Here is a 23,873-nt window from a genome sequence, read left to right as displayed (position 1 = left end):
TTGCGGTTATCCGCGCGAGTCTACAACAGATTTTGCGACATTTTGCGGTGCATCAGAGTACTTCAAAAACTCCATAGAGTATGAAGCGCGCCCCTGGGTTGCACTACGCAAATCTGTTGCGTAACCAAACATTTCAGATAGAGGTACTACAGCATGAATAAGTTTAACGCCGCCAATGCCGTCGTCCATTCCTTCAATCATGCCACGTCGTCTATTCAAGTCACCTACTACATCGCCCATATAGTCTTCAGGAGTGGTTACTTCGACCTTCATACAAGGTTCGAGTAACACTGGGTCAGCTTCTAGAGCGCCCTTCTTGAAAGCCATTGAACCAGCGACTTTGAACGCCATCTCGTTTGAATCGACATCATGGTATGAGCCGTCAAACAAAGTGACTTTGACATCCAACACAGGGAAGCCAGCGACAACGCCGTTCTTCATCTGCTCTTGGATACCTTTATCTACTGCAGGGATGTATTCTTTTGGAATAACACCACCAACAATCTCGTTGACAAATTCATAGCCAAAACCTTCTTCTTGCGGTTCTAACTTTAACCAAACGTGACCAAATTGTCCTCGACCACCTGATTGGCGCACGAACTTGCCTTCAACTTCTACACTCGAGCGAATAGTTTCACGATAGGCTACTTGTGGTTTACCCACATTGCATTGAACATTAAATTCGCGACGCATACGGTCAACAATAATGTCCAAGTGTAACTCACCCATACCGGAGATCAGTATTTGACCAGACTCTTCGTTAGTCTCAACGCGAAATGATGGGTCTTCTGCAGCAAGTTTTTGCAATGCAATAGCCATCTTTTCTTGGTCGGCTTGGGATCTTGGCTCCACAGCAATCGTGATTACGGGCTCAGGAAACTCCATACGTTCGAGTATAACTTTATGGTCAGCATCACAGAGCGTGTCACCAGTGGTGACATCTTTAAGACCTATAGCTGCGGCGATGTCACCAGCGCGCACTTCTTTGATCTCGTTACGATCGTTTGCATGCATCTGCACCATACGACCGATACGCTCACGTTTTTGCTTAACCGAGTTATACACACCAGAACCGGTTTCCAATACACCAGAATAAACACGTATAAAGGTTAAGGTTCCGACGAATGGGTCTGTTGCAATTTTAAATGCTAGCGCAGAGAAAGGCGCATTGTCGTCCGCAGGACGCTCAACCTCTTGCTCTTTGTCGTCAATTCCCTTAATAGGCGGAACTTCGACAGGCGACGGTAAATAATCCACAACAGCATCGAGTACCGCTTGCACACCTTTGTTCTTAAATGCAGAACCACAAGTAGCAAGTACGATCTCATTAGCGAGAGTTCGTTTACGTAATGCGGCTTTAATCTCTGCTTCTGATAACTCGCCACCTTCTAGGTACTTGTCCATCAGTTCGTCAGAGGCCTCAGCAGCACTCTCAACGAGATATTCACGCATTTCAGCCGCTTTATCAGCGAGCTCTGCAGGAATATCTTCATAAGTGAAGGTCATACCTTGATCAGCTTCATTCCAGTTAATGGCTTTCATCTTGATCAGGTCGACGACCCCTTTAAACTCTTCTTCTGCACCAATACTCATTTGGATTGGTACACAAGTCGCTCCCAGACGGGTACGTATCTGTTTAACTACACGTTCAAAATCCGCACCAGAGCGATCCATCTTATTGACGAATACAATTCTAGGAACGTGATACTTGTCCGCTTGGCGCCAAACAGTTTCTGACTGAGGTTCAACACCCGATGCGCCACAGAATACGACAACAGCGCCATCTAGAACACGCAGCGAGCGCTCAACTTCAATAGTGAAGTCAACGTGGCCAGGAGTGTCAATAATGTTGATACGGTGCTCAGCGAACTGTGCTTCCATACCGCGCCAGAACGTCGTAGTTGCAGCTGAGGTGATAGTGATACCACGCTCTTGCTCCTGTTCCATCCAGTCCATAGTGGCTGCGCCATCATGGACTTCACCGAGTTTATGAGACATACCAGTGAAGAACAGTACTCGTTCTGTAGTTGTGGTCTTTCCTGCGTCAACGTGAGCACAAATACCAATATTACGGTAGCGCTCAATAGGAGTTGTACGAGCCACGATTAAACCCTCTTTACCCAGGCAAATACCTGGGTCATGTAAAACGTGGTGCAGACAATAGCCTGCACCAAAAGATTACCAGCGGTAATGAGCAAACGCTTTGTTCGCTTCTGCCATACGATGCACGTCTTCGCGCTTCTTAACAGCAGTTCCTTTATTTTCAGAAGCATCTAGCATTTCACCAGCTAGACGTAGAGCCATAGATTTTTCACCACGCTTACGTGCAGCTTCAACCAACCAGCGCATCGCTAGTGCGTTACGACGCACTGGACGAACTTCACATGGTACCTGGTAAGTAGAACCACCAACGCGACGAGATTTAACCTCGACTGTTGGACGGACGTTATCCAGGGCTGCTTCAAGGATAGTTAGATGCTCTTCGCCTTTCTTTTCAGCAACAACATCTAATGCCTTGTAAATAATTTTTTCTGCAGTCGACTTTTTGCCGTCCTGCATAATGACGTTGATGAACTTAGCCAACAACTCACTATGAAATTTTGGATCTGGTAGGATTTTACGTTGTCCTACAACGCGACGTCTTGGCATAACAATTTCTCCGTATGCTTCAGGGACCCCAAAACTGGAATCTCAATATGTCTCTAGCTTGGCCTTACTTAACGGAAAACGTTAAGACTTAGGACGCTTAGCTCCGTACTTAGAACGTCCTTGACGACGCTCACTAACACCAGCACAGTCTAATGCGCCACGTACAGTGTGATAACGAACACCTGGTAAGTCTTTTACACGACCGCCACGGATCAGAATCACGCTGTGTTCCTGCAGGTTGTGGCCTTCACCGCCGATGTACGAAGTGACTTCGAACCCGTTAGTTAGACGCACACGAGCTACTTTACGTAGTGCAGAGTTAGGTTTTTTTGGTGTGGTTGTGTATACGCGAGTACAAACACCACGTTTTTGTGGACACGCATTCAACGCTGGCACAGCAGTCTTGATGACTTTTGGCGAGCGAGGCTTACGTACCAACTGGTTTACAGTTGCCATGTATAGCTCCGAATCAGTTGATAAACTCAACAGTAAGGTGTGAAAAATCTATATCCCACAGGTGTGGGACGCGAAATTTTAGAAAGGTAATCAGTTCCTGTCAAGAAATAGCCAACTTTTTACCCAATTTAAGTAAAAAAAAGGCACCCTAGGTGCCTTTTTTACAACCTGTTTACGTTTAAGCGCTAATTACTCAGCACTACCTGCTAGATTAAGCAGATCTGCCAAGTTTTGCTCAGCTTCGCTTGCACTAATAACGGGAGCTTCTTCAGCTTGACCTTTATTAGCACTCACTTGGTTGCGTTTCTGATGATACGCATAACCCGTACCGGCAGGAATCAAGCGACCAACAATCACGTTCTCTTTCAGGCCACGTAGCTTATCGCTCTTACCGCCAACGGCAGCTTCAGTCAATACGCGTGTCGTTTCCTGGAACGATGCAGCCGAGATAAACGACTCAGTCGCCAGAGAAGCCTTAGTGATACCTAGTAGTTCACGTTCGAACTTAGCTGGTGCCTTACCTTGCGCTTCAAGTTCGCGGTTAGCGATCTTAACGCGCGAGACTTCAACTTGCTCACCAGGTAGGAAATCACTATCACCCGCTTCGGTGATTTCGCACTTACGAAGCATCTGACGGATAATCACTTCAATGTGCTTATCGTTAATTTTTACGCCCTGTAGACGGTATACGTCTTGGACTTCATTAACGATATAGTTAGCCACTTTGTGAATACCACGCAGACGCAAGATATCGTGCGCCGCTTCTGGACCGTCAGCAATAACCTCACCACGTTCGACTTTTTCACCTTCGAACACGTTTAGGTTACGCCACTTAGGAATCATCTCTTCATATGGCTTACCACCATCTGCAGGAGTGATCACTAGACGACGCTTGCCTTTGGTCTCTTTACCAAACGAGATAGTACCTGAGTACTCAGCAAGAATTGCAGGCTCTTTTGGTTTACGCGCTTCAAACAAGTCGGCAACGCGTGGTAGACCACCGGTAATATCGCGCGTCTTAGACGATTCTTGTGGAATACGTGCCAACGCATCACCAACGTTAATTGGTGCATTATCGTCTTGGTTTACAATCGCCTTACCTGGTAAGAAGTATTGCGCTGGTACTTCAGTACCTGGGATCATCAAGTCGTTGCCATCGGCACCCACTAGACGGATCGCAGGGCGCATCTCTTTACCGGCTGCAGGACGTTGACCAACGTCTAACACAACAATCGAAGACAGACCCGTTAGCTCATCGGTTTGACGTGTCATAGTGACACCGTCAATCATATCAACGAACTTGATACTACCCGCCACTTCAGAGATGATTGGGTGAGTATGCGGATCCCAGTTAGCGATGATTTCACCAGGATTAACTGATGCATCTTCTAACTTTTCTAAGATGGTACCGTAAGGGACTTTGTAACGCTCTTTCTCACGACCTAGCTCATCAATGATAGCCAGTTCTGATGAACGCGATACGATAACCAGCTTGCCTACACTGTTCTTAACGTGCTTAGCGTTATGCAGTTTTAGCGAACCAGCATTCTTAACTTGGACGTTGTTTTCTGCAGACGCTCGAGATGCCGCACCACCAATGTGGAAGGTACGCATCGTCAGCTGTGTACCTGGCTCACCAATTGACTGAGCAGCAACAACACCGATAGCTTCACCTTGGTTAATGATATGGCCACGAGCCAAATCACGACCATAACAAGCAGCACAAACACCGAAGTCAGTATCACAGCTAATAACAGAACGAACGATCATCTCATCGATTGAATGCTCTTCTAACGTGTCACACCATGCTTCATCAAGCAGGGTGTTACGAGGTACAAGTACATTCTCTGTACCTGGGTAGTAAACATCTTCTGCTACTACGCGACCAAGCACACGTTCACGTAACGGCTCAACAACATCACCACCTTCAATCAGCGGCTTCATTGTTAGACCTTCGTGGGTACCACAATCGTCTTCGATAACAACTAAGTCTTGCGCAACGTCAACTAGACGGCGAGTCAGGTAACCCGAGTTCGCTGTCTTAAGTGCCGTATCCGCTAGACCCTTACGTGCACCGTGAGTAGAGATAAAGTACTGGAGTACGTTTAGACCTTCACGGAAGTTAGCCGTAATTGGGGTTTCGATGATTGAGCCATCTGGCTTAGCCATCAGACCACGCATACCCGCTAGCTGACGAATCTGTGCAGCACTACCACGAGCGCCTGAGTCGGCCATCATGTAGATGCTGTTGAACGATGCTTGAGTCTCTTCTTCACCATCACGGTTAATCACTGTCTCAGTAGACAGGTTATCCATCATCGCTTTAGAAACTTTTTCGTTCGCACTTGCCCAGATATCGATGACTTTGTTATAACGCTCACCTGCGGTAACCAGACCCGACTGGAACTGTTCTTGAATCTCAAGTACTTCAGCTTCAGCATCTGCTACAAGCGTGTACTTCTCATCAGGAATAACCATATCGTTAATACCAACAGAGGCACCCGATACTGTCGCAAAGTGGAAACCGGTATACATCAATTGGTCAGCAAAGATAACGGTATCTTTAAGACCTAGTTGACGGTAACAAGTGTTCAATAGCTTAGAGATCTGCTTCTTACCCATGTTTTGGTTAACCAAATCATACGATAAGCCTTTTGGCAGAATCTGAGATAACAGTGCACGACCCACAGTAGTATCTACGATACGACGTGCTTCTGTACGCTCACCATTGTCAGCAATCGTTGTCTCTGTGATACGTACTTTAACGCGCGCATGTAGCTCAGCCACACCTGTACGGTAAGCTTTTTCTACTTCATCAACAGATTCAAACGCCATGCCTTCACCTAAACCATTCACGCGCTCGCGACTGGTGTAGTAAAGACCCAATACAACGTCCTGTGACGGTGTGATCACTGGCTCACCGTTTGCAGGTGAAAGGATGTTGTTGGTCGACATCATTAGTGAACGTGCTTCTAGCTGCGCTTCGAGCGTTAGCGGCACGTGAACAGCCATTTGGTCACCATCGAAGTCGGCGTTGTATGCCGCACAAACGAGTGGGTGTAGCTGAATCGCTTTACCTTCAATAAGGACAGGCTCGAACGCCTGGATACCCAATCTGTGCAGTGTTGGTGCACGGTTAAGCATCACTGGATGTTCGCGGATCACGTCATCTAGCACGTCCCATACTTCAGGTACTTCACGTTCAACCATCTTCTTAGCAGCTTTGATGGTAGTAGCTAGGCCACGACCTTCTAACTTGCCATAGATGAATGGCTTAAATAGCTCAAGTGCCATCTTCTTAGGAAGACCACACTGGTGTAGACGTAAAGTAGGACCTACGGTAATTACCGAACGACCAGAATAGTCAACACGTTTACCTAGCAAGTTCTGACGGAAACGACCTTGCTTACCTTTGATCATATCGGCCAAAGATTTAAGCGGACGCTTGTTAGAACCAGTAATAGCACGACCACGACGACCATTATCTAGTAGCGCATCAACAGACTCTTGCAACATACGCTTTTCGTTGCGCACGATGATGTCTGGAGCAGCTAGGTCTAATAGACGCTTTAGACGGTTGTTACGGTTGATCACACGACGGTAAAGGTCGTTCAAATCAGACGTAGCAAAACGACCGCCATCTAGTGGAACTAGAGGACGCAAGTCAGGTGGCAGAACCGGTAGCACTTTGAGGATCATCCACTCAGGCTTGTTGCCTGAAGTGAAGAACGCTTCAATGAGCTTAAGACGCTTAGTGATCTTCTTACGACGAGTCTCAGAGTTGATTGATGGCAACTCTTCGCGCATCATCTCAATCTCTTTTTCAAGATCGATAGCACGTAGCAATTCAAGAACTGCTTCTGCACCCATCTTAGCTTCGAACTCATCACCGTACTCTTCGAGTGCGTCAAGGTAATTTTCTTCAGTCAGCATTTGGCCGCGTTCAAGGCTGGTCATGCCAGGCTCGATCACAACAAATGATTCGAAGTAAAGTACACGTTCGATATCACGCAGTGTCATATCTAGCATCAAACCGATACGGGACGGCAGTGATTTCAAGAACCAAATGTGTGCCACTGGGCTTGCTAGATCAATGTGACCCATACGCTCACGACGTACTTTAGTCTGGGTAACTTCTACGCCACACTTTTCACAGATCACACCACGGTGCTTAAGACGCTTATACTTACCGCATAAACATTCATAATCTTTTACTGGACCAAAAATACGCGCACAGAACAAACCTTCACGCTCAGGCTTGAAAGTACGGTAGTTGATGGTTTCTGGCTTCTTAACTTCACCAAATGACCAAGAGCGGATGAGATCTGGCGACGCTAGGCCAATCTTGATCCCTTCAAATTCTTCAGTCTTGCTTTGCTGTTTCAGAAACTTTAATAAGTCTTTCACGTTTCTCTCCTGAAGGAGTTAAACCGGGTGCTCCGCTTGCGCGGAGCACCGTTTATTGCCAAACTTCGGCGATGGCCAAGTCTTACTTTTGATCCAACTCGATATTAATACCGAGTGAACGGATCTCCTTCAGCAATACGTTGAAGGACTCAGGCATACCTGGTTGCATCTGGTGGTTACCGTCGACGATGTTCTTATACATCTGAGTACGACCGTTAACATCATCAGACTTAACAGTAAGCATCTCTTGTAGAGTGTAAGCGGCACCGTATGCTTCAAGTGCCCATACTTCCATCTCACCGAAACGCTGACCACCAAACTGAGCTTTACCGCCCAGTGGTTGCTGAGTAACAAGACTGTAAGAACCAGTTGAACGCGCGTGCATCTTATCGTCAACCAAGTGGTTAAGTTTAAGCATGTACATGTAACCTACGGTTACTGGACGTTCAAATTGGTTACCGGTACGACCATCAAACAAGGTGCGCTGTCCAGAAGTAGGAAGACCAGCTAATTCAAGCATCTCCTTAATTTCTTTCTCTTTTGCACCATCGAATGCTGGAGTCGCAGTCGGAACACCGCCTCTTAGGTTCTTAGCAAGACGAATAACTTCTTCATCAGTAAATGAATCGATATCAACGCGCTGTTGCACGTCTTCACCAAGTTCATAAACTTGCTTGATGTAGTTACGAAGCTCTGCAAGCTCGCGCTGCTCTTCCAGCATAGCAGTGATCTTGTCACCGATACCTTTCGCCGCTGCGCCTAAATGCACTTCAAGAACCTGACCGATGTTCATACGCGATGGTACACCTAGTGGGTTCAATACGATGTCCACTGGGTTACCATTTTCGTCGTACGGCATATCTTCTACAGGGTTAATCTTAGAGATAACACCCTTGTTACCGTGACGACCCGCCATTTTATCACCAGGCTGAATAGTACGTTTAACTGCTAGGTAAACCTTAACAATCTTAAGTACGCCAGGCGCTAAGTCATCACCTTGAGTGATCTTACGACGCTTAACTTCGAACTTCTTATCGAAGTCAGCTTTTAGCTCTTCCGCTTGCTCAGCTAACTGTTCTAGTTCAGTTTGCTTAGTTTCATCGTCGATAGTTTGCACTAACAACTGTGAACGAGGAATGGCATCAAGCTGGGCTTCAGTGTAGCCAGCACCTATTAATAGGTTGCGAGCACGGCCAATCACACCATCTTCAAGAATCTTAAATTCTTCAGTGAGGTCTTTCTTAGCCTGGGCGATATGCATCTCTTCGATTTCTACCGCACGCTTATCTTTCTCAACGCCGTCACGGGTAAATACCTGAACGTCGATGATGGTACCTTTAACTGAGTTAGGTACACGTAGTGAGCTATCTTTAACATCAGATGCTTTTTCACCGAAGATCGCACGCAATAGCTTCTCTTCTGGCGTTAGCTGAGTTTCACCTTTAGGTGTCACTTTGCCCACTAGGATGTCGCCACCCTTAACTTCAGCACCAATGTAAACGATACCTGATTCATCTAGCTTAGAAAGCGCAGACTCACCTACGTTTGGAATATCAGCAGTGATCTCTTCGCTACCCAACTTAGTATCACGAGCGATACATGAAAGCTCTTGAATGTGGATAGTGGTGAAACGATCCTCTTGCGCAACGCGCTCAGAGATTAAGATCGAATCCTCGAAGTTGTAACCATTCCAGGGCATGAACGCGATACGCATGTTCTGACCAAGTGCCAAATCACCTAAATCGGTAGATGGGCCATCGGCAAGTACGTCACCACGAACAACTGGGTCACCAACGCTGCAACATGGACGCTGATTAATACAGGTGTTCTGGTTAGAACGAGTGTATTTGGTCAAGTTGTAGATATCGATACCAGCTTCACCTGGAGTCAATTCTGCTTCGTTTACCTTAACTACGATACGGCTAGCGTCAACGTAATCAACATAACCACCACGCTTAGCTGCAACAACAACACCTGAGTCAACCGCTAGCGTACGTTCGATACCCGTACCAACCAGCGGCTTATCGGCGCGCAATGTTGGAACCGCTTGACGTTGCATGTTCGCACCCATCAATGCACGGTTAGCATCATCGTGTTCTAGGAACGGGATCAGTGACGCAGCAACTGAGATGATCTGTTGTGGCGATACGTCCATATATTGAACGTCGGCAGCGCGCATAAAGGTAGATTCACCCTTATGACGACAAGCAATTTGCTCTTCAACCATACGGCCATCGGCATCAAGCTCAATGTTAGCCTGTGCAATAACGTAACGGCCCTCTTCGATTGCTGACAAGTAATCAACTTGATCAGTGATCACACCATCAATTACCTTGCGGTAAGGTGTTTCAAGGAAACCATAAGAGTTAGTGCGTGCAAAGCTTGCTAACGAGTTGATTAGACCAATGTTTGGACCTTCAGGGGTCTCAATTGGACATAGACGACCATAGTGAGTTGGGTGAACGTCTCGAACTTCGAAACCTGCACGCTCACGTGTCAAACCACCTGGACCAAGAGCCGAAATACGGCGCTTATGAGTCACTTCTGATAGTGGGTTGTTTTGGTCCATGAACTGAGACAGCTGAGAAGAACCGAAGAACTCTTTCACTGCAGCAGAAATAGGCTTAGCGTTGATCAGATCTTGAGGCATTAGCTCATTCAGATCACCAAGGCTTAAACGCTCACGTACGGCACGCTCTACACGAACTAGACCTACACGGAACTGGTTTTCAGCCATTTCGCCAACACTACGGATACGACGGTTACCCAAGTGATCGATATCATCGACTTCATCATTACCGTTACGGATTTTGATGATGTTCTGCATTACTGCAACGATATCTTCTTTGGTCAGAATGCCTGTACCTTCATCGTCATCGATACCGAGACGACGGTTGAACTTCATACGACCTACTTTAGATAGGTCATAACGCTCTTCACTGAAGAACAAGTTCTGGAATAGGGCTTCTGCAGCATCTTTGGTTGGTGGCTCGCCAGGACGCATCATGCGATAGATCTCAACTAACGCTTCTAAGCGGTTAGTTGTAGAATCGATACGCAGCGTGTCAGAGATATATGCACCGTGATCAAGCTCGTTGATGAACAGTGTATCGATATCTTTGATACCAGCCATTGAAAGCTTAGCAAGATCTTCTAGGCTGATCTCTGCGTTTGCAGAAACCAACACTTCGCCCGTATCTGGGTCGATATAGTCTTGTGCAGCAATCTTACCTGAAATGTACTCAACCGGTACTTCAAGCTCAGTAGTATTGGTCTTCTCAAGTTGACGAATATGACGTGCAGTAATGCGACGACCTTTCTCAACTAAGATAGTGCCTTCAGCATCTTTAATGTCGTAGCTTGCTGTTTCACCGCGCAGGCGGTCAGCAACTAGCGTCATCACCAAGGTATCTTTTTTGATCTTGTATTGAACACGTTCAAAGAACAGATCTAGGATATCTTGAGTCGAATAATCCAATGCACGTAAGATGATAGACGCCGCAAGTTTACGACGACGGTCAATACGGACAAATAGCGCATCTTTTGGATCGAACTCAAAATCCAACCATGAACCACGGTAAGGAATAATACGTGCGTTATACAGCACCTTACCAGAAGAGTGGGTCTTACCACGGTCGTGATCGAAGAATACACCAGGACTACGGTGTAACTGAGATACGATAACACGCTCAGTACCATTGATAACAAAGGTACCGTTGTCAGTCATAAGAGGGATATCCCCCATATAGACTTCTTGTTCTTTAATATCTTTTACTGTGCCAGGCGCCGCTTCACGGTCATACAGAACCATACGTAACTTAACACGTAGTGGTGCAGAGTATGTAACACCGCGAATTTGACACTCTTTCACATCAAAAACAGGCTCACCTAGTTTATAGCTGACATATTGCAGCTCAGAATTACCAGAAAAGCTCTTGATGGGAAAAACGCTACGGAAAGCGGCTTCTAAACCACGCTCGCCTGTAGGATCTTGATCGGTGAACTTCTTAAAGGAGTCCAACTGGATTGACAATAGGTAAGGGATATCCAAAACTTGTGGACGCTTACCAAAGTCTTTGCGAATACGCTTCTTTTCAGAATAGGAGTAAACCATGGGTTTCCTCTGATTGCGAGATGTGACCAAGACTGAATCAACGCTAAGGGGTTGAATCAGCACGTTTGCCCATCACCGTTGATAGCAAGAACCTAACCAGTAATCTCTGCTAGGGACTGCAAAATCTGGCGACAAACGGTGAAAAAAAAATCGCCAACGCTTACAGCGCAAAAAAGGCCGACGGTTAAAAAACCGCCAGCCTCCGCCCGATGACTCGGGTGGGATGTAAGTTATATTATAACTTACTTGATCTCTACTGCAGCACCAGCTGCTTCAAGTTCAGTTTTAAGAGCTTCAGCTTCTTCTTTAGAGATAGCTTCTTTAACTGCTACTGGAGCAGATTCAGCCATGCCTTTAGCTTCTTTCAGGCCTAGACCTGTAGCGCCACGAAGTGCTTTAATAACAGCAACTTTGTTGTCACCGTGAGAAGTAAGAATTACGTCGAATTCTGTTTTCTCTTCAGCAGCAGCAGCTTCGCCACCACCAGAAACAACAGCAGCAGCGGCAGAAACGCCGAACTTCTCTTCCATTGCTTCGATTAGTTCAACAACTTCCATTACAGACATTGCTGCAAGGGCTTCTAAGATTTGGTCTTTAGTGATAGACATAACAAAAAATTCCTAATTGTACTGAATTCAATTTAATTAAGCGGCTTGTAAAATTAAGCAGCTTCTTTCTGATCGCGTAGAGCGGCCAATGTACGAACGAACTTGCCAGCAGATGCTTCTTTTAGAGTCATCATGAACTGAGCTAGTGCTTCTTCGTATGTTGGTAGTTTTGCTAAACGATCAATGTTATCTGCAGGGATTAGTTCCCCTTCAAAGGCTGCTGCTTTGATCTCAAAGTTACCTTGTACTTTAGCGAAGTCTTTAAGAAGACGCGCTGCTGCACCTGGATGCTCATTAGAGAATGCGATCAAAGTAGGACCAGTAAACGTATCGCTAAGGCACTCAAAAGCAGTACCTTCAACAGCGCGTTTAACTAGAGTGTTACGTACAACTTTAACGTACACACCAGCTTCACGAGCGGCTTTACGAAGACCGGTCATATCACCTACAGTTACACCACGTGAATCGGCAACAACTGCAGATAAAGCACCTTTGGCAGCTTCGTTGACTTCAGCAACAATCGCTTTTTTGTCTTCGAGTCTTAATGCCATTGGCTTTACTCCTGGATTCTATCTAGGGAATTCCCTAGCAATTACCAAACTAAGTCAATTAACTTAGTTACTTACGGCGCGAATATCCAGGCAGAATAAAATCTAACTGGGGTCCGACACCGTCTACGTAGGAAATTAAGTTAGCGCACTGCGTTAACACCTACGGTCTTGGACGAGGGTCTATTCTGTAATACTAAAAGTAGTACGAAAATAGACCTCAACCCACAAAGTGCGCGCATTATATGCTAACTTGCCCACTTTGTAAAATCATGCCAAGAAATTAAGCTGCTGGAGTCAGAGTGCTCTGATCAACTGCCACACCTGCACCCATAGTGGTAGAGATGCTTACTTTCTTAACGAAAACGCCTTTAGCTGCAGCTGGCTTAGCTTTGATAAGCGCGCCAAGTAGAGCTTCTAGGTTTTCTTTTAGTTGAACAGTATCGAAATCCACTTTACCGATAGTAGTGTGGATAATACCGTTCTTGTCATTGCGGTAACGTACTTGACCCGCTTTCGCGTTCTTAACTGCTTCTGCAACATTAGGAGTCACAGTACCAGTTTTAGGGTTAGGCATTAGACCACGTGGGCCTAAGATTTGGCCTAACTGACCAACAACGCGCATTGCATCTGGAGATGCGATAACTACGTCGAAGTTCATTTCGCCCGCTTTAACTTGTGCAGCAAGGTCATCCATACCCACAAGTTCAGCGCCAGCTGCTTTAGCCGCTTCAGCGTTAGCACCTTGAGTGAACACAGCAACACGTACATCACGACCAGTACCGTGTGGAAGTACAGTTGCACCACGCACGTTTTGGTCAGATTTACGTGGGTCAACACCTAGGTTAACCGCTACGTCTACACTCTCAACGAACTTAGCAGTTGCTAGTTCTTTAAGAAGTGCAACAGCTTCGTTGATGTCGTAGCTCTTAGTTACTTCTACTTTTTCGCGGATCAAACGCGCGCGTTTAGTTAGCTTTGCCATGATATTAATCCTCTACTACCAAACCCATTGAACGCGCAGTACCTTCAATTGAGCGAATCATCGCTTCAATATCAGCACCAGTCATATCAGCGGCTTTAGTCTCAGCGATTTCCTGGACAGCGCTACGCTTGATAGTTCCCACTTTTTCAGTGTTAGGACGGCCTGAACCAGACTTAAGACCCGCTGCTTTAAGCAGTAGGAACGAAGCTGGAGGAGTCTTAGTTTCAAAAGTGAAAGAGCGATCAGTGTAAACAGTGATAACAACAGGAATTGGCATACCTTTCTCGAACTTCTCAGTACGAGCGTTGAATGCTTTACAGAATTCCATGATGTTAACACCTTTCTGACCCAATGCAGGGCCAACTGGTGGCGACGGGTTTGCAGCACCGGCTGCTACTTGTAGTTTGATGTAACCATCAACTTTCTTTGCCATGAGACATTTTCCTCAAGTATGGGTACAAACGCTAAAGGCGACATGCCTATTAGCTCCCCGAAAATAATGGCTGCGGATTATACAAAAATCCGCAGCCATTTCCAATACGTTTTGCGCTTTATTTAATCAGCTCTTTTCGATCTGGCTAAAATCAAGCTCTACTGGCGTTGAACGACCAAAGATCATTACCGATACTTTGACGCGGTTCTTCTCGTAATCGACTTCTTCTACCGTGCCGTTAAAGTCAGCGAATGGACCGTCGGTCACGCGCACGACTTCACCAGGTTCAAACATCACGCGATGCGTTGGCGACTCAGTAGTTTCTTGTAGACGCTGTAAAATCGCATCGGCTTCTTTATCTGAAATCGGCGCAGGACGATCTGACGTACCACCAATGAAGCCCATTACACGAGGGATGCTTTTCACCAAGTGCCAGCTTTCGTCATTCATTTCCATCTGGACTAATACATAGCCAGGGAAGAATTTACGTTCACTCTTACGACGCTGGCCTGCACGCATTTCAACCACTTCTTCAGTCGGTACTAAAACCTCACCGAAATAGTGTTCCATTTCATGCATTTTGATGTGTTCAAGCAATGATTTACATACGCGACCTTCATAACCAGAAAAGGCCTGAACCACATACCATCTTTTTTTAGCTTCAGTCATACGAAGTGCCTATACGCCTGTAATAAAATTAACAATTCTCAGCAATACAGCATCCATACCCCAAAGGATAAGAGCCAAAATGCCTGTTGCCGCTAAAACGATAAAAGTCGTGTTTAGCGCTTCTTGACGCGTAGGCCAAACCACTTTACGAACTTCAATGTGCGACTCACGAGCAAAGGCCAACGCTTGCTTGCCTTTCTCGGTTTGAAGAGCGATAAAGCCGGCTATTGCGAATGCCACTACGACACCGATAGCACGCACCAATACGCTTGCTTCGCTATACATCTGATTAGCAATAATGGCAGCAGCCAGCAGAATAACTACTACGCCCCATTTTACCATATCCAGAGAGTTACCCTGATTTTCAGTATTTGTTGTCATCGGTTACTTCCGTTACTCACTACGACCTGAGCTTAAGTTTGGTCAGTCGCAAAATTCTTTCTCAAGTAAGATTGTGTTGACCATTCCACTGTATGCCCGAGCTTACCCACTACTAGAGCAAAAAGTAAGCCCAGAGGGTCAAAAATCGGCCATAGATTGTATTCTTATTCAATGCAATTGGCAAGGCGGCTCAGGGCCTGTTGCCAACAAATATCAATGACTAAAAATGAAAAAGGCAGCCTAGGCTGCCTTTTTCAGTATTGTGTTAAGACACTTTGCTATTAAGCAATGATCTTAGCTACAACACCAGCACCAACTGTACGGCCACCTTCACGGATAGCGAAGCGTAAACCTTCGTCCATCGCGATTGGGCAGATCAGCGTTACTGTCATCTGTACGTTGTCACCAGGCATTACCATCTCTACGCCTTCTGGCAATTCGATAGTACCGGTTACGTCTGTTGTACGGAAGTAGAACTGTGGACGGTAACCTTTGAAGAATGGAGTGTGACGTCCGCCTTCTTCTTTTGACAGAACATAGATTTCTGACTGGAATGTAGTGTGTGGAGTGATTGAACCAGGCTTAGCCAATACTTGACCACGCTCAACTTCATCACGCTTAGTACCACGTAGTAGTACACCACAGTTCTCACCTGCACGACCTTCGTCAAGCAGTTTACGGAACATTTCAACACCAGTACAAGTGGTCTTAGTAGTATCGCGAATACCAACGATTTCTACTTCTTCACCTACTTTGATGATACCGCGCTCTACACGACCAGTTACAACAGTACCACGGCCAGCGATTGAGAATACGTCTTCGATTGGAAGAATGAATGCACCGTCAATTGCACGCTCAGGCTCTGGAATATAAGTATCTAGCGCTTCTGCAAGCTCAAGGATCTTAGCTTCCCACTCTGGCTCGCCTTCAAGGGCTTTAAGCGCAGAACCTTGGATAACTGGTAGGTCATCACCTGGGAAGTCATATTCAGATAGAAGTTCACGAACTTCCATTTCTACTAGTTCTAGAAGCTCTTCGTCATCAACCATGTCACATTTGTTCATGAATACGATGATGAAAGGTACACCAACCTGACGTGAAAGCAGGATGTGCTCACGAGTCTGTGGCATTGGACCATCTGTAGAAGCAACTACTAGGATAGCGCCGTCCATCTGTGCAGCACCAGTGATCATGTTTTTAACATAATCCGCGTGACCTGGGCAGTCTACGTGTGCGTAGTGACGTGATGGAGTGTCATATTCGATGTGAGAAGTATTAATTGTAATACCGCGCTCACGCTCTTCTGGAGCGTTATCGATTTGTGCAAAGTTACGAGCTTCACCGCCGTATGTCTTAGTCAATACAGCAGAGATTGCTGCAGTAAGAGTGGTTTTACCATGGTCAACGTGACCGATGGTGCCCACGTTTACGTGAGGTTTGCTACGTTCAAATTTTTCTTTAGCCATGGTATTGCCCCAATTAGAGATACTTGGTGATGAAATCTACATACAACAAAAAATCCGATGCATATTATGTCATCGAATCGATTCATTAAGATAATTAGGGGGCTTAGTAGGAGCTGAAGGCAGTTATCGAGAACTGACCCTTTTAGATGGGATTGCTCTTAGATATGGGCACAATCAGCGAAAATTGGAGCGGATGGCGGGAATCGAACCCGCGTTATCAGCTTGGAAGGCTGGAGTAATACCATTATACGACATCCGCGCAACCTAACTAAGGTTACCTAACTACCTAAAAAATGGTGGAGGGAGAAGGATTCGAACCTTCGAAGGCTGAGCCGTCAGATTTACAGTCTGATCCCTTTGGCCACTCGGGAACCCCTCCAGAGAAATGGTGCCGGCACCAAGAGTCGAACTCGGGACCTACTGATTACAAGTCAGTTGCTCTACCAACTGAGCTATGCCGGCGTGTCATTTCGGTAGCGGATATTAGGGAATCATGAGCACAAGTGCAATAGCTAATTTGAAATATCTGTAAAAAAAACGCTTAAGCGGCGCTTTTTCCACCAAAAGCATCACTTACTGTGCACTATTCAGGCAGAAGAGAGCGATTACTTATTCCCTCCTGTAGGAATAGCATTTTTGCAGTTGTTCACATAAAGACGATGGTGTACTGTGCGTTGCCTAAGGGGAGATTTATCCATGTTAGCCACTAATCAAATTCACAATGCGCTTTATCTTGCTTTCGAGCGCCAACAATGGGCTGAACTACGAAAATCGGTACCACTTACCCTCAGTGAAACAGATCTCGAAGACTTACGCGGTATCAATGAATCTATCTCACTCGATGAAGTCACCGATATTTACTTACCCCTTAGTCGACTATTAAACCTTATCATCGGTGCCAAACAACAACGCGGCCTAGTATTAAGCCAATTTATAGGCCGAGAACCGCCAAAGCGCCCTTACATTATTAGTATCGCAGGCAGTGTTGCTGTGGGTAAAAGCACCACAGCGCGTATCATGCAAGCCTTATTAAGACAGTGGCCAGAACATCCAAAGGTTGATCTGGTCACCACTGATGGCTTTTTGTACCCACTGGCAGAATTGAAGCGTCGTGGTTTATTGCAGCGTAAGGGCTTCCCCGAAAGCTACGATATGAAGATGTTGGTCGAATTTATATCGAAGATAAAAGCCGGCGAAAGTACAGTCCATGCCCCCATCTATTCTCACATAACCTATGACAGAGTCGCTGATACTCAGCAGGTTATTGAACAACCCGATATTCTGATTATCGAAGGGTTAAATGTATTACAAACCAGCCAAGACAGTCATGTAGCAATCTCACAACCATTTGTATCTGACTTTGTAGATTTTTCTATCTATGTAGATGCAGACGAATCACTACTAAAGCATTGGTATATATCGCGTTTCTTAAAATTTAGACAAGGAGCATTTAGTGATGTGAACTCTTATTTTCATCACTATTCGGATCTCAACGACACTGAAGCGACTCGTATTGCGGCCAACATCTGGGACAGTATCAATGGCCCCAATCTTAATTTAAATATCTTACCGACCCGCGATCGAGCGCATCTGATTTTAAGTAAAGGCACCGACCATATGATGAATCAGGTGCTGTTACGTAAATAGGCAGTAAACTAGCGTGCGTTTATCATGTACGCTAGTTTAGCGCCTCATACTGGCCGCATCGATATTTCACCGCCGACATACGCCTTTATACCATCGCCGTTATCAAGTAAAATGGCTCCCTGCTCATCTATGCCACAACAAATACCTTCAACACTATTGTCGCCCATCAGCAATTTAACGACTTTACCGTCAAACAAATCGGCTTCTCGCCAACGTTGCTTGAACGCCTTCAGTCCTTGCGATTCAAACAAACTAAGATCGCTCACCAGTTGCTGCTGCAGCGCTATCATTAGCTCAGTCTTATCAGGTTGTTGACTTAACTCAGACAGATCACTCCAAGGCTGATCAATCTTATCCGCCTGCTCTGCCGACATCGAAAGGTTAATCCCTATTCCAATAACCAAATTGCATTCGTAGTCAGCCTGACCACTCATCTCAATAAGAATACCGGCTAATTTTTTATGATTAAGATAGATATCATTTGGCCACTTAACCCCTATTCCATCGACGCCTAACACACGCAATACTGTGGCTAATGAACACGCAACCACAAGGCTCAACCCCATAGCTTGCGACATACCTTGTGAGAACTGCCAAAAAAAGGAAGTATATAGGTGGCAACCATAGGGCGAAACCCAAGTGCGCCCTCTTCGGCCTCGCCCAGCCGATTGATGCTCGGCAACACAAATATCACCACTGCTGAGTTCATTGACATGATTTAATAAAAACGCATTAGTGCTATTGATATCATTAAAGTAAAAACAACGACCTTTAATTTGTGCCTTCAAACGTTGCTCATCGATAAGAGACAATGGAGTCGATAATTTATAGCCTTTACCTTTAACACTATAAATATTAACCCCAAACTCCTCTAGACTTGCCACATGCTTACTGATGGCAGCCCTTGAGATCCCAAGCTCATGAGCTAGCGCTTCTCCCGAAACAAACTCTCCACCTGCGAGTGATTTAATAATTGCGCGTTTACGCAGCCATTGTTCATGCATGATTTAATTCCCTTTCTCCTACTGCACCGATGATACGTGGCTCAACCTCTAAACAGACCGAATATATTTGGTTAACCCGCTGTATCACCTCACGCGCTAATGTACAGACATCAGCCCCTGTGGCTTTGCCGACATTTACGATAACCAAGGCTTGTTTTAAATGTATGGCCGCACCACCAATAGCATGGCCTTTTAATCCCGCATTTTCGATAAGCCAACCCGCTGCTAACTTTACGCTATCAACGTTCACCGGGTAGCCAACAATAGCTGGGTACTCTTGTTGTAGTTGAGTAAAGTGTTCACTAGAAACGATAGGGTTTTTAAAAAAGCTACCCACATTACCTAATACTGCGGGATCAGGCAATTTACTGCTACGCGTCTCGCAGATACAATCAAAAATCATTGTTGGTGTTAACCTATCTGATATTAATTGCTGCAATGGGCCATAACTTAAATTTGGGCGCCACTGTTTTTCTAACCGAAGGCCCACATTCAAAATCACTGCTTTATCTTTTAATGTCGATTTAAAAATCGAATCCCGATAACCAAATAAACATTGCTCCGAACTAAGCCTTACACGCTCTCCAGTGGTAAGATCTAGATATTCTACCCATTCACAAAACTGCGAAAAATCAGCGCCATATGCACCTATATTTTGGATAGGTGCAGCGCCTACAGAACCTGGGATTAACGCTAAATTCTCAAGACCTGGCATATTATGCGTTAAACAAAATTGTACTAACTCGTGCCAATTCTCACCTGCAGCCACCGATAAATAAAAACGGTCTTCATCTTCAACGACATTAATCCCCTTAGTTGCAATAAGCACCACGGTACCCATGAAACTATCCGTTAACACGATATTGCTACCGCCACCAATGGCCAATAACGGCCTGTTAGTATTTGCCGTCTCAAGACAGGTATCGATGAGTTGTTGCTCATCAGTCGCTTTTATTAAGCGTTCACAACTGACATCTATACCTAAGGTATTATGCGTGACTAATGAATGAGTAATAATGGAGTCCATAATTCTAAGTAGCATGAAAAAAAGCTATTGTAACCGTTAGTCTCACTTTTATCGATCAGATCTCAAGAGAGGTTATCCTTGCAATGATCCAATAAGACTGTCGGTTCTCAATTTAGCTAATATAGAGAGCTATCTAGATCTATTTTATGAAAACAATAACGAAAAAAGCCCGTTGCATTAGCAACGGGCTTTATCGTATTAGGCGTCTGGAAATGACCTACTCTCACATGGGGAGACCCCACACTACCATCGGCGCGATTGCGTTTCACTTCTGAGTTCGGGATGGGATCAGGTGGTACCACAATGCTATGGTTTCCAGACAAATTTGGAAATTTAGAAAGCTGTTTTAAATTTGAGTACACTAAATCAAGTGTCGGTATTCTTTCGCTAAGTATTCACTTAGTTAGAAACCCTTTTGGGTTGTATGGTTAAGCCTCACGGGTCATTAGTACAAGTTAGCTCAACGCCTCACAACGCTTACACACCTTGCCTATCAACGTAGTAGTCTCCTACGGCCCTTTAGAGGACTTAAAGTCCTAGGGATGACTCATCTTAGGGCTCGCTTCCCGCTTAGATGCTTTCAGCGGTTATCGATTCCGAACGTAGCTACCGGGCAATGCCATTGGCATGACAACCCGAACACCAGCGGTTCGTCCACTCCGGTCCTCTCGTACTAGGAGCAGCTCCCTTCAATCATCCAACGCCCACGGCAGATAGGGACCGAACTGTCTCACGACGTTCTGAACCCAGCTCGCGTACCACTTTAAATGGCGAACAGCCATACCCTTGGGACCGACTTCAGCCCCAGGATGTGATGAGCCGACATCGAGGTGCCAAACACCGCCGTCGATATGAACTCTTGGGCGGTATCAGCCTGTTATCCCCGGAGTACCTTTTATCCGTTGAGCGATGGCCCTCCATTCAGAACCACCGGATCACTATGACCTGCTTTCGCACCTGCTCGACGTGTATGTCTCGCAGTTAAGCTGGCTTATGCCATTGCACTAACCGTACGATGTCCGACCGTACTTAGCCAACCTTCGTGCTCCTCCGTTACTCTTTGGGAGGAGACCGCCCCAGTCAAACTACCCACCAGGCACTGTCCTCAACCCCGATTCAGGGGCCAGAGTTAGAACATCAACACTACAAGGGTGGTATTTCAAGGTTGACTCCACAAGAACTGGCGTTCCTGCTTCAAAGTCTCCCACCTATCCTACACATGTAGGGTCAATGTTCAGTGCCAAGCTATAGTAAAGGTTCACGGGGTCTTTCCGTCTAGCCGCGGGTATACGGCATCTTCACCGCAATTTCAACTTCACTGAGTCTCGGCTGGAGACAGCGTGGCCATCATTACGCCATTCGTGCAGGTCGGAACTTACCCGACAAGGAATTTCGCTACCTTAGGACCGTTATAGTTACGGCCGCCGTTTACCGGGGCTTCGATCATGAGCTTCTCCGAAGATAACCCAATCAATTAACCTTCCGGCACCGGGCAGGCGTCACACCGTATACTTCCTCTTGCGAGTTTGCACAGTGCTGTGTTTTTGATAAACAGTTGCAGCCACCTGGTATCTGCGACTCCCGTCAGCTTAGAGAGCAAGTCTCATCACCAACAGGAGCGTACCTTCTCCCGAAGTTACGGTACCATTTTGCCTAGTTCCTTCAGCCGAGTTCTCTCAAGCGCCTTGGTATTCTCTACCCAACCACCTGTGTCGGTTTGGGGTACGATTCCTGCTAACCTGAAGCTTAGAAGATTTTCCTGGAAGCATGGCATCAACTACTTCAGTTCCGTAGAACCTCGTCGTCAACTCTCAGTGTATGTGCACCCGGATTTGCCTAAGTGCACCACCTACAGCCTTAAACGCGGACAACCAACGCCGCGCTAGCCTAGCCTTCTCCGTCTCTCCATCGCAGTTAGCAGAAGTACAGGAATATTAACCTGTTTCCCATCGACTACGCCTTTCGGCCTCGCCTTAGGGGTCGACTCACCCTGCCCTGATTAACATTGGACAGGAACCCTTGGTCTTTCGGCGAGGGGGTTTTTCACCCCCTTTATCGTTACTCATGTCAGCATTCGCACTTCTGATACCTCCAGCGTGGGTTACCCCTTCACCTTCAACGGCTTACAGAACGCTCCTCTACCGCACTAGCGCAAGCGCTAGTACCCATAGCTTCGGTGTATTGCTTAGCCCCGTTAAATCTTCCGCGCAGGCGACTCGACTAGTGAGCTATTACGCTTTCTTTAAATGATGGCTGCTTCTAAGCCAACATCCTAGCTGTCTAAGCCTTCCCACATCGTTTCCCACTTAGCAATAACTTTGGGACCTTAGCTGATGGTCTGGGTTGTTTCCCTTTTCACGACGGACGTTAGCACCCGCCGTGTGTCTCCCGAGTAGTACTCATTGGTATTCGGAGTTTGCAAAGGGTTGGTAAGTCGGGATGACCCCCTAGCCTTAACAGTGCTCTACCCCCAATGGTATTCGCTCGAGGCGCTACCTAAATAGCTTTCGAGGAGAACCAGATATCTCCCGGTTTGATTGGCCTTTCACCCCCAGCCACAAGTCATCACCGCATTTTTCAACATACGTGTGTTCGGTCCTCCAGTTGATGTTACTCAACCTTCAACCTGCCCATGGCTAGATCACCGGGTTTCGGGTCTACACCTTGCAACTAAACGCGCAGTTAACACTCGGTTTCCCTACGGCTCCGCTATTCGCTTAACCTCGCTACAAAATGTAAGTCGCTGACCCATTATACAAAAGGTACGCAGTCACGGTCTCAAGAACCGCTCCCACTGCTTGTACGTATACGGTTTCAGGTTCTATTTCACTCCCCTCACAGGGGTTCTTTTCGCCTTTCCCTCACGGTACTGGTTCACTATCGGTCAGTCAGGAGTATTTAGCCTTGGAGGATGGTCCCCCCATGTTCAGACAAGATGTCACGTGTCCCGTCCTACTCGTTTTCACGTAAAGTTAGTTTTCATGTACGGGGCTATCACCCTGTGCCGCTGTGCTTTCCAACACATTCCACTAACACCCTCTACGCTTAAGGGCTAATCCCCGTTCGCTCGCCGCTACTAGGGGAATCTCGGTTGATTTCTTTTCCTCCGGGTACTTAGATGTTTCAGTTCCCCGGGTTCGCCTCACAACACTATGTATTCATGTTGTGATACATGCTTATGCATGTGGGTTTCCCCATTCGGACATCGTTAGCTCAAATGCTTGTTACTAGCTCGCCAACGCTTTTCGCAAGTTACTACGTCCTTCATCGCCTCTGACTGCCAAGGCATCCACCGTATACGCTTAGTCACTTAACCATACAACCCAAATGAGTTTCACAAGGAAACAAACTTTATCAAGCGGGTAAGCTTGATGTTGTATCGCAACTAATGGTGTTTACTTTCGCCAAAAGAATACTCATGAATCATCATTACAATGATTCGGCACTTGATTTAAGTGTTTGAGAACTCAATTTTAATT

15 protein-coding genes, 3 tRNA genes and 2 rRNA genes are annotated in these 23,873 nt (G+C 46.1%); 1 reads left to right on the top strand and 19 read right to left on the bottom strand.

What is annotated here, in order from left to right; genetic code table 11:
* Positions 1-6: 6 nt before the first annotated feature.
* The 15 genes from fusA to AC5YBZ_RS00615 all read right to left on the bottom strand — a co-directional run bounded on the left by fusA (position 7) and on the right by AC5YBZ_RS00615 (position 17,178).
* Positions 7-2,103 (bottom strand): elongation factor G, encoded by a 2,097-nt coding sequence (gene fusA, locus AC5YBZ_RS00685; RefSeq protein ID WP_494520353.1) that lies wholly within the window; start codon positions 2,101-2,103, stop codon positions 7-9.
* A 75-nt stretch (positions 2,104-2,178) separates the two neighbouring features.
* Complete coding sequence (gene rpsG, locus AC5YBZ_RS00680; protein WP_110456990.1) at positions 2,179-2,649, bottom strand: 30S ribosomal protein S7; 471 nt, start codon at positions 2,647-2,649, stop codon at positions 2,179-2,181.
* Between the two features lie 81 nt (positions 2,650-2,730).
* Positions 2,731-3,105: a 30S ribosomal protein S12 gene (gene rpsL, locus AC5YBZ_RS00675; RefSeq protein WP_069670836.1), complete on the bottom strand. Its 375-nt coding sequence runs from the start codon at positions 3,103-3,105 to the stop codon at positions 2,731-2,733.
* 189 nt (positions 3,106-3,294) lie between these two features.
* A complete protein-coding gene (gene rpoC / locus AC5YBZ_RS00670) occupies positions 3,295-7,512 on the bottom strand; it encodes a DNA-directed RNA polymerase subunit beta' (protein WP_494520354.1) in 4,218 nt (1,405 codons plus the stop codon).
* Between the two features lie 82 nt (positions 7,513-7,594).
* Positions 7,595-11,626: a DNA-directed RNA polymerase subunit beta gene (rpoB, locus tag AC5YBZ_RS00665; protein ID WP_475515501.1), complete on the bottom strand. Its 4,032-nt coding sequence runs from the start codon at positions 11,624-11,626 to the stop codon at positions 7,595-7,597.
* Positions 11,627-11,868: 242 nt separating this feature from the next.
* Positions 11,869-12,234 (bottom strand): 50S ribosomal protein L7/L12, encoded by a 366-nt coding sequence (gene rplL, locus AC5YBZ_RS00660; protein WP_028767981.1) that lies wholly within the window; start codon positions 12,232-12,234, stop codon positions 11,869-11,871.
* A gap of 53 nt (positions 12,235-12,287) precedes the next feature.
* Positions 12,288-12,785, bottom strand: a complete 498-nt coding sequence (gene rplJ / locus AC5YBZ_RS00655; protein ID WP_110456993.1) for a 50S ribosomal protein L10 — start codon at positions 12,783-12,785, stop codon at positions 12,288-12,290.
* A 280-nt stretch (positions 12,786-13,065) separates the two neighbouring features.
* Entirely contained in the window at positions 13,066-13,767 is a 702-nt protein-coding gene (gene rplA, locus AC5YBZ_RS00650; RefSeq protein ID WP_475515499.1) for a 50S ribosomal protein L1, read from the bottom strand.
* Between the two features lie 4 nt (positions 13,768-13,771).
* Positions 13,772-14,200 carry a 50S ribosomal protein L11 gene (gene rplK, locus AC5YBZ_RS00645; protein ID WP_110456995.1) on the bottom strand — a complete coding sequence of 143 codons (429 nt, stop codon included), beginning with the start codon at positions 14,198-14,200 and terminating at the stop codon, positions 13,772-13,774.
* 126 nt (positions 14,201-14,326) lie between these two features.
* Entirely contained in the window at positions 14,327-14,869 is a 543-nt protein-coding gene (gene nusG / locus AC5YBZ_RS00640; RefSeq protein WP_110456996.1) for a transcription termination/antitermination protein NusG, read from the bottom strand.
* Between the two features lie 9 nt (positions 14,870-14,878).
* Positions 14,879-15,250: a preprotein translocase subunit SecE gene (secE, locus tag AC5YBZ_RS00635; RefSeq protein ID WP_110456997.1), complete on the bottom strand. Its 372-nt coding sequence runs from the start codon at positions 15,248-15,250 to the stop codon at positions 14,879-14,881.
* Positions 15,251-15,531: 281 nt separating this feature from the next.
* Complete coding sequence (gene tuf / locus AC5YBZ_RS00630) at positions 15,532-16,716, bottom strand: elongation factor Tu (RefSeq protein WP_494543302.1); 1,185 nt, start codon at positions 16,714-16,716, stop codon at positions 15,532-15,534.
* Between the two features lie 185 nt (positions 16,717-16,901).
* Positions 16,902-16,975: transfer RNA gene (locus AC5YBZ_RS00625), tRNA-Gly, on the bottom strand.
* Positions 16,976-17,010: 35 nt separating this feature from the next.
* A tRNA-Tyr gene (locus AC5YBZ_RS00620) sits at positions 17,011-17,095 on the bottom strand.
* A gap of 7 nt (positions 17,096-17,102) precedes the next feature.
* A tRNA-Thr gene (locus tag AC5YBZ_RS00615) sits at positions 17,103-17,178 on the bottom strand.
* 234 nt (positions 17,179-17,412) lie between these two features.
* Between AC5YBZ_RS00615 and coaA the strand changes: the two genes are divergently transcribed.
* Complete coding sequence (coaA, locus tag AC5YBZ_RS00610; RefSeq protein ID WP_494520358.1) at positions 17,413-18,363, top strand: type I pantothenate kinase; 951 nt, start codon at positions 17,413-17,415, stop codon at positions 18,361-18,363.
* Between the two features lie 44 nt (positions 18,364-18,407).
* On the opposite strand, the gene birA is transcribed toward coaA, so the two are convergent.
* The 4 genes from birA to AC5YBZ_RS00590 form a co-directional block, all read right to left on the bottom strand.
* Positions 18,408-19,367 (bottom strand): bifunctional biotin--[acetyl-CoA-carboxylase] ligase/biotin operon repressor BirA, encoded by a 960-nt coding sequence (birA, locus tag AC5YBZ_RS00605; protein WP_494520359.1) that lies wholly within the window; start codon positions 19,365-19,367, stop codon positions 18,408-18,410.
* A complete protein-coding gene (gene murB, locus AC5YBZ_RS00600) occupies positions 19,360-20,409 on the bottom strand; it encodes a UDP-N-acetylmuramate dehydrogenase (RefSeq protein ID WP_494520360.1) in 1,050 nt (349 codons plus the stop codon). Before murB ends, birA begins: the two co-directional genes overlap by 8 nt.
* Positions 20,410-20,598: 189 nt before the next feature.
* Positions 20,599-20,714, bottom strand: a 5S ribosomal RNA gene (gene rrf / locus AC5YBZ_RS00595).
* A gap of 104 nt (positions 20,715-20,818) precedes the next feature.
* Positions 20,819-23,710: ribosomal RNA gene (locus tag AC5YBZ_RS00590) — 23S ribosomal RNA — on the bottom strand.
* Positions 23,711-23,873: the final 163 nt, after the last annotated feature.

This window comes from Shewanella sp. 553 (genome assembly GCF_059338375.1).
Note: the sequence above shows the minus strand (reverse complement) of the source record. Positions and strands in the feature narration are given on the sequence as shown.

Bases quoted from the DNA above. Each gene is read 5' to 3' on its own strand.
- rpsG (WP_110456990.1), bottom strand. From the start codon at position 2,649: ATGCCAAGACGTCGCGTTGTAGGACAACGTAAAATCCTACCAGATCCA.
- rpsL (WP_069670836.1), bottom strand. From the start codon at position 3,105: ATGGCAACTGTAAACCAGTTGGTACGTAAGCCTCGCTCGCCAAAAGTC.
- rpoB (WP_475515501.1), bottom strand. From the start codon at position 11,626: ATGGTTTACTCCTATTCTGAAAAGAAGCGTATTCGCAAAGACTTTGGT.
- rplL (WP_028767981.1), bottom strand. From the start codon at position 12,234: ATGTCTATCACTAAAGACCAAATCTTAGAAGCCCTTGCAGCAATGTCT.
- rplJ (WP_110456993.1), bottom strand. From the start codon at position 12,785: ATGGCATTAAGACTCGAAGACAAAAAAGCGATTGTTGCTGAAGTCAAC.
- rplA (WP_475515499.1), bottom strand. From the start codon at position 13,767: ATGGCAAAGCTAACTAAACGCGCGCGTTTGATCCGCGAAAAAGTAGAA.
- rplK (WP_110456995.1), bottom strand. From the start codon at position 14,200: ATGGCAAAGAAAGTTGATGGTTACATCAAACTACAAGTAGCAGCCGGT.
- nusG (WP_110456996.1), bottom strand. From the start codon at position 14,869: ATGACTGAAGCTAAAAAAAGATGGTATGTGGTTCAGGCCTTTTCTGGT.
- secE (WP_110456997.1), bottom strand. From the start codon at position 15,250: ATGACAACAAATACTGAAAATCAGGGTAACTCTCTGGATATGGTAAAA.
- tuf (WP_494543302.1), bottom strand. From the start codon at position 16,716: ATGGCTAAAGAAAAATTTGAACGTAGCAAACCTCACGTAAACGTGGGC.
- coaA (WP_494520358.1), top strand. From the start codon at position 17,413: ATGTTAGCCACTAATCAAATTCACAATGCGCTTTATCTTGCTTTCGAG.
- birA (WP_494520359.1), bottom strand. From the start codon at position 19,367: ATGCATGAACAATGGCTGCGTAAACGCGCAATTATTAAATCACTCGCA.
- murB (WP_494520360.1), bottom strand. From the start codon at position 20,409: ATGCTACTTAGAATTATGGACTCCATTATTACTCATTCATTAGTCACG.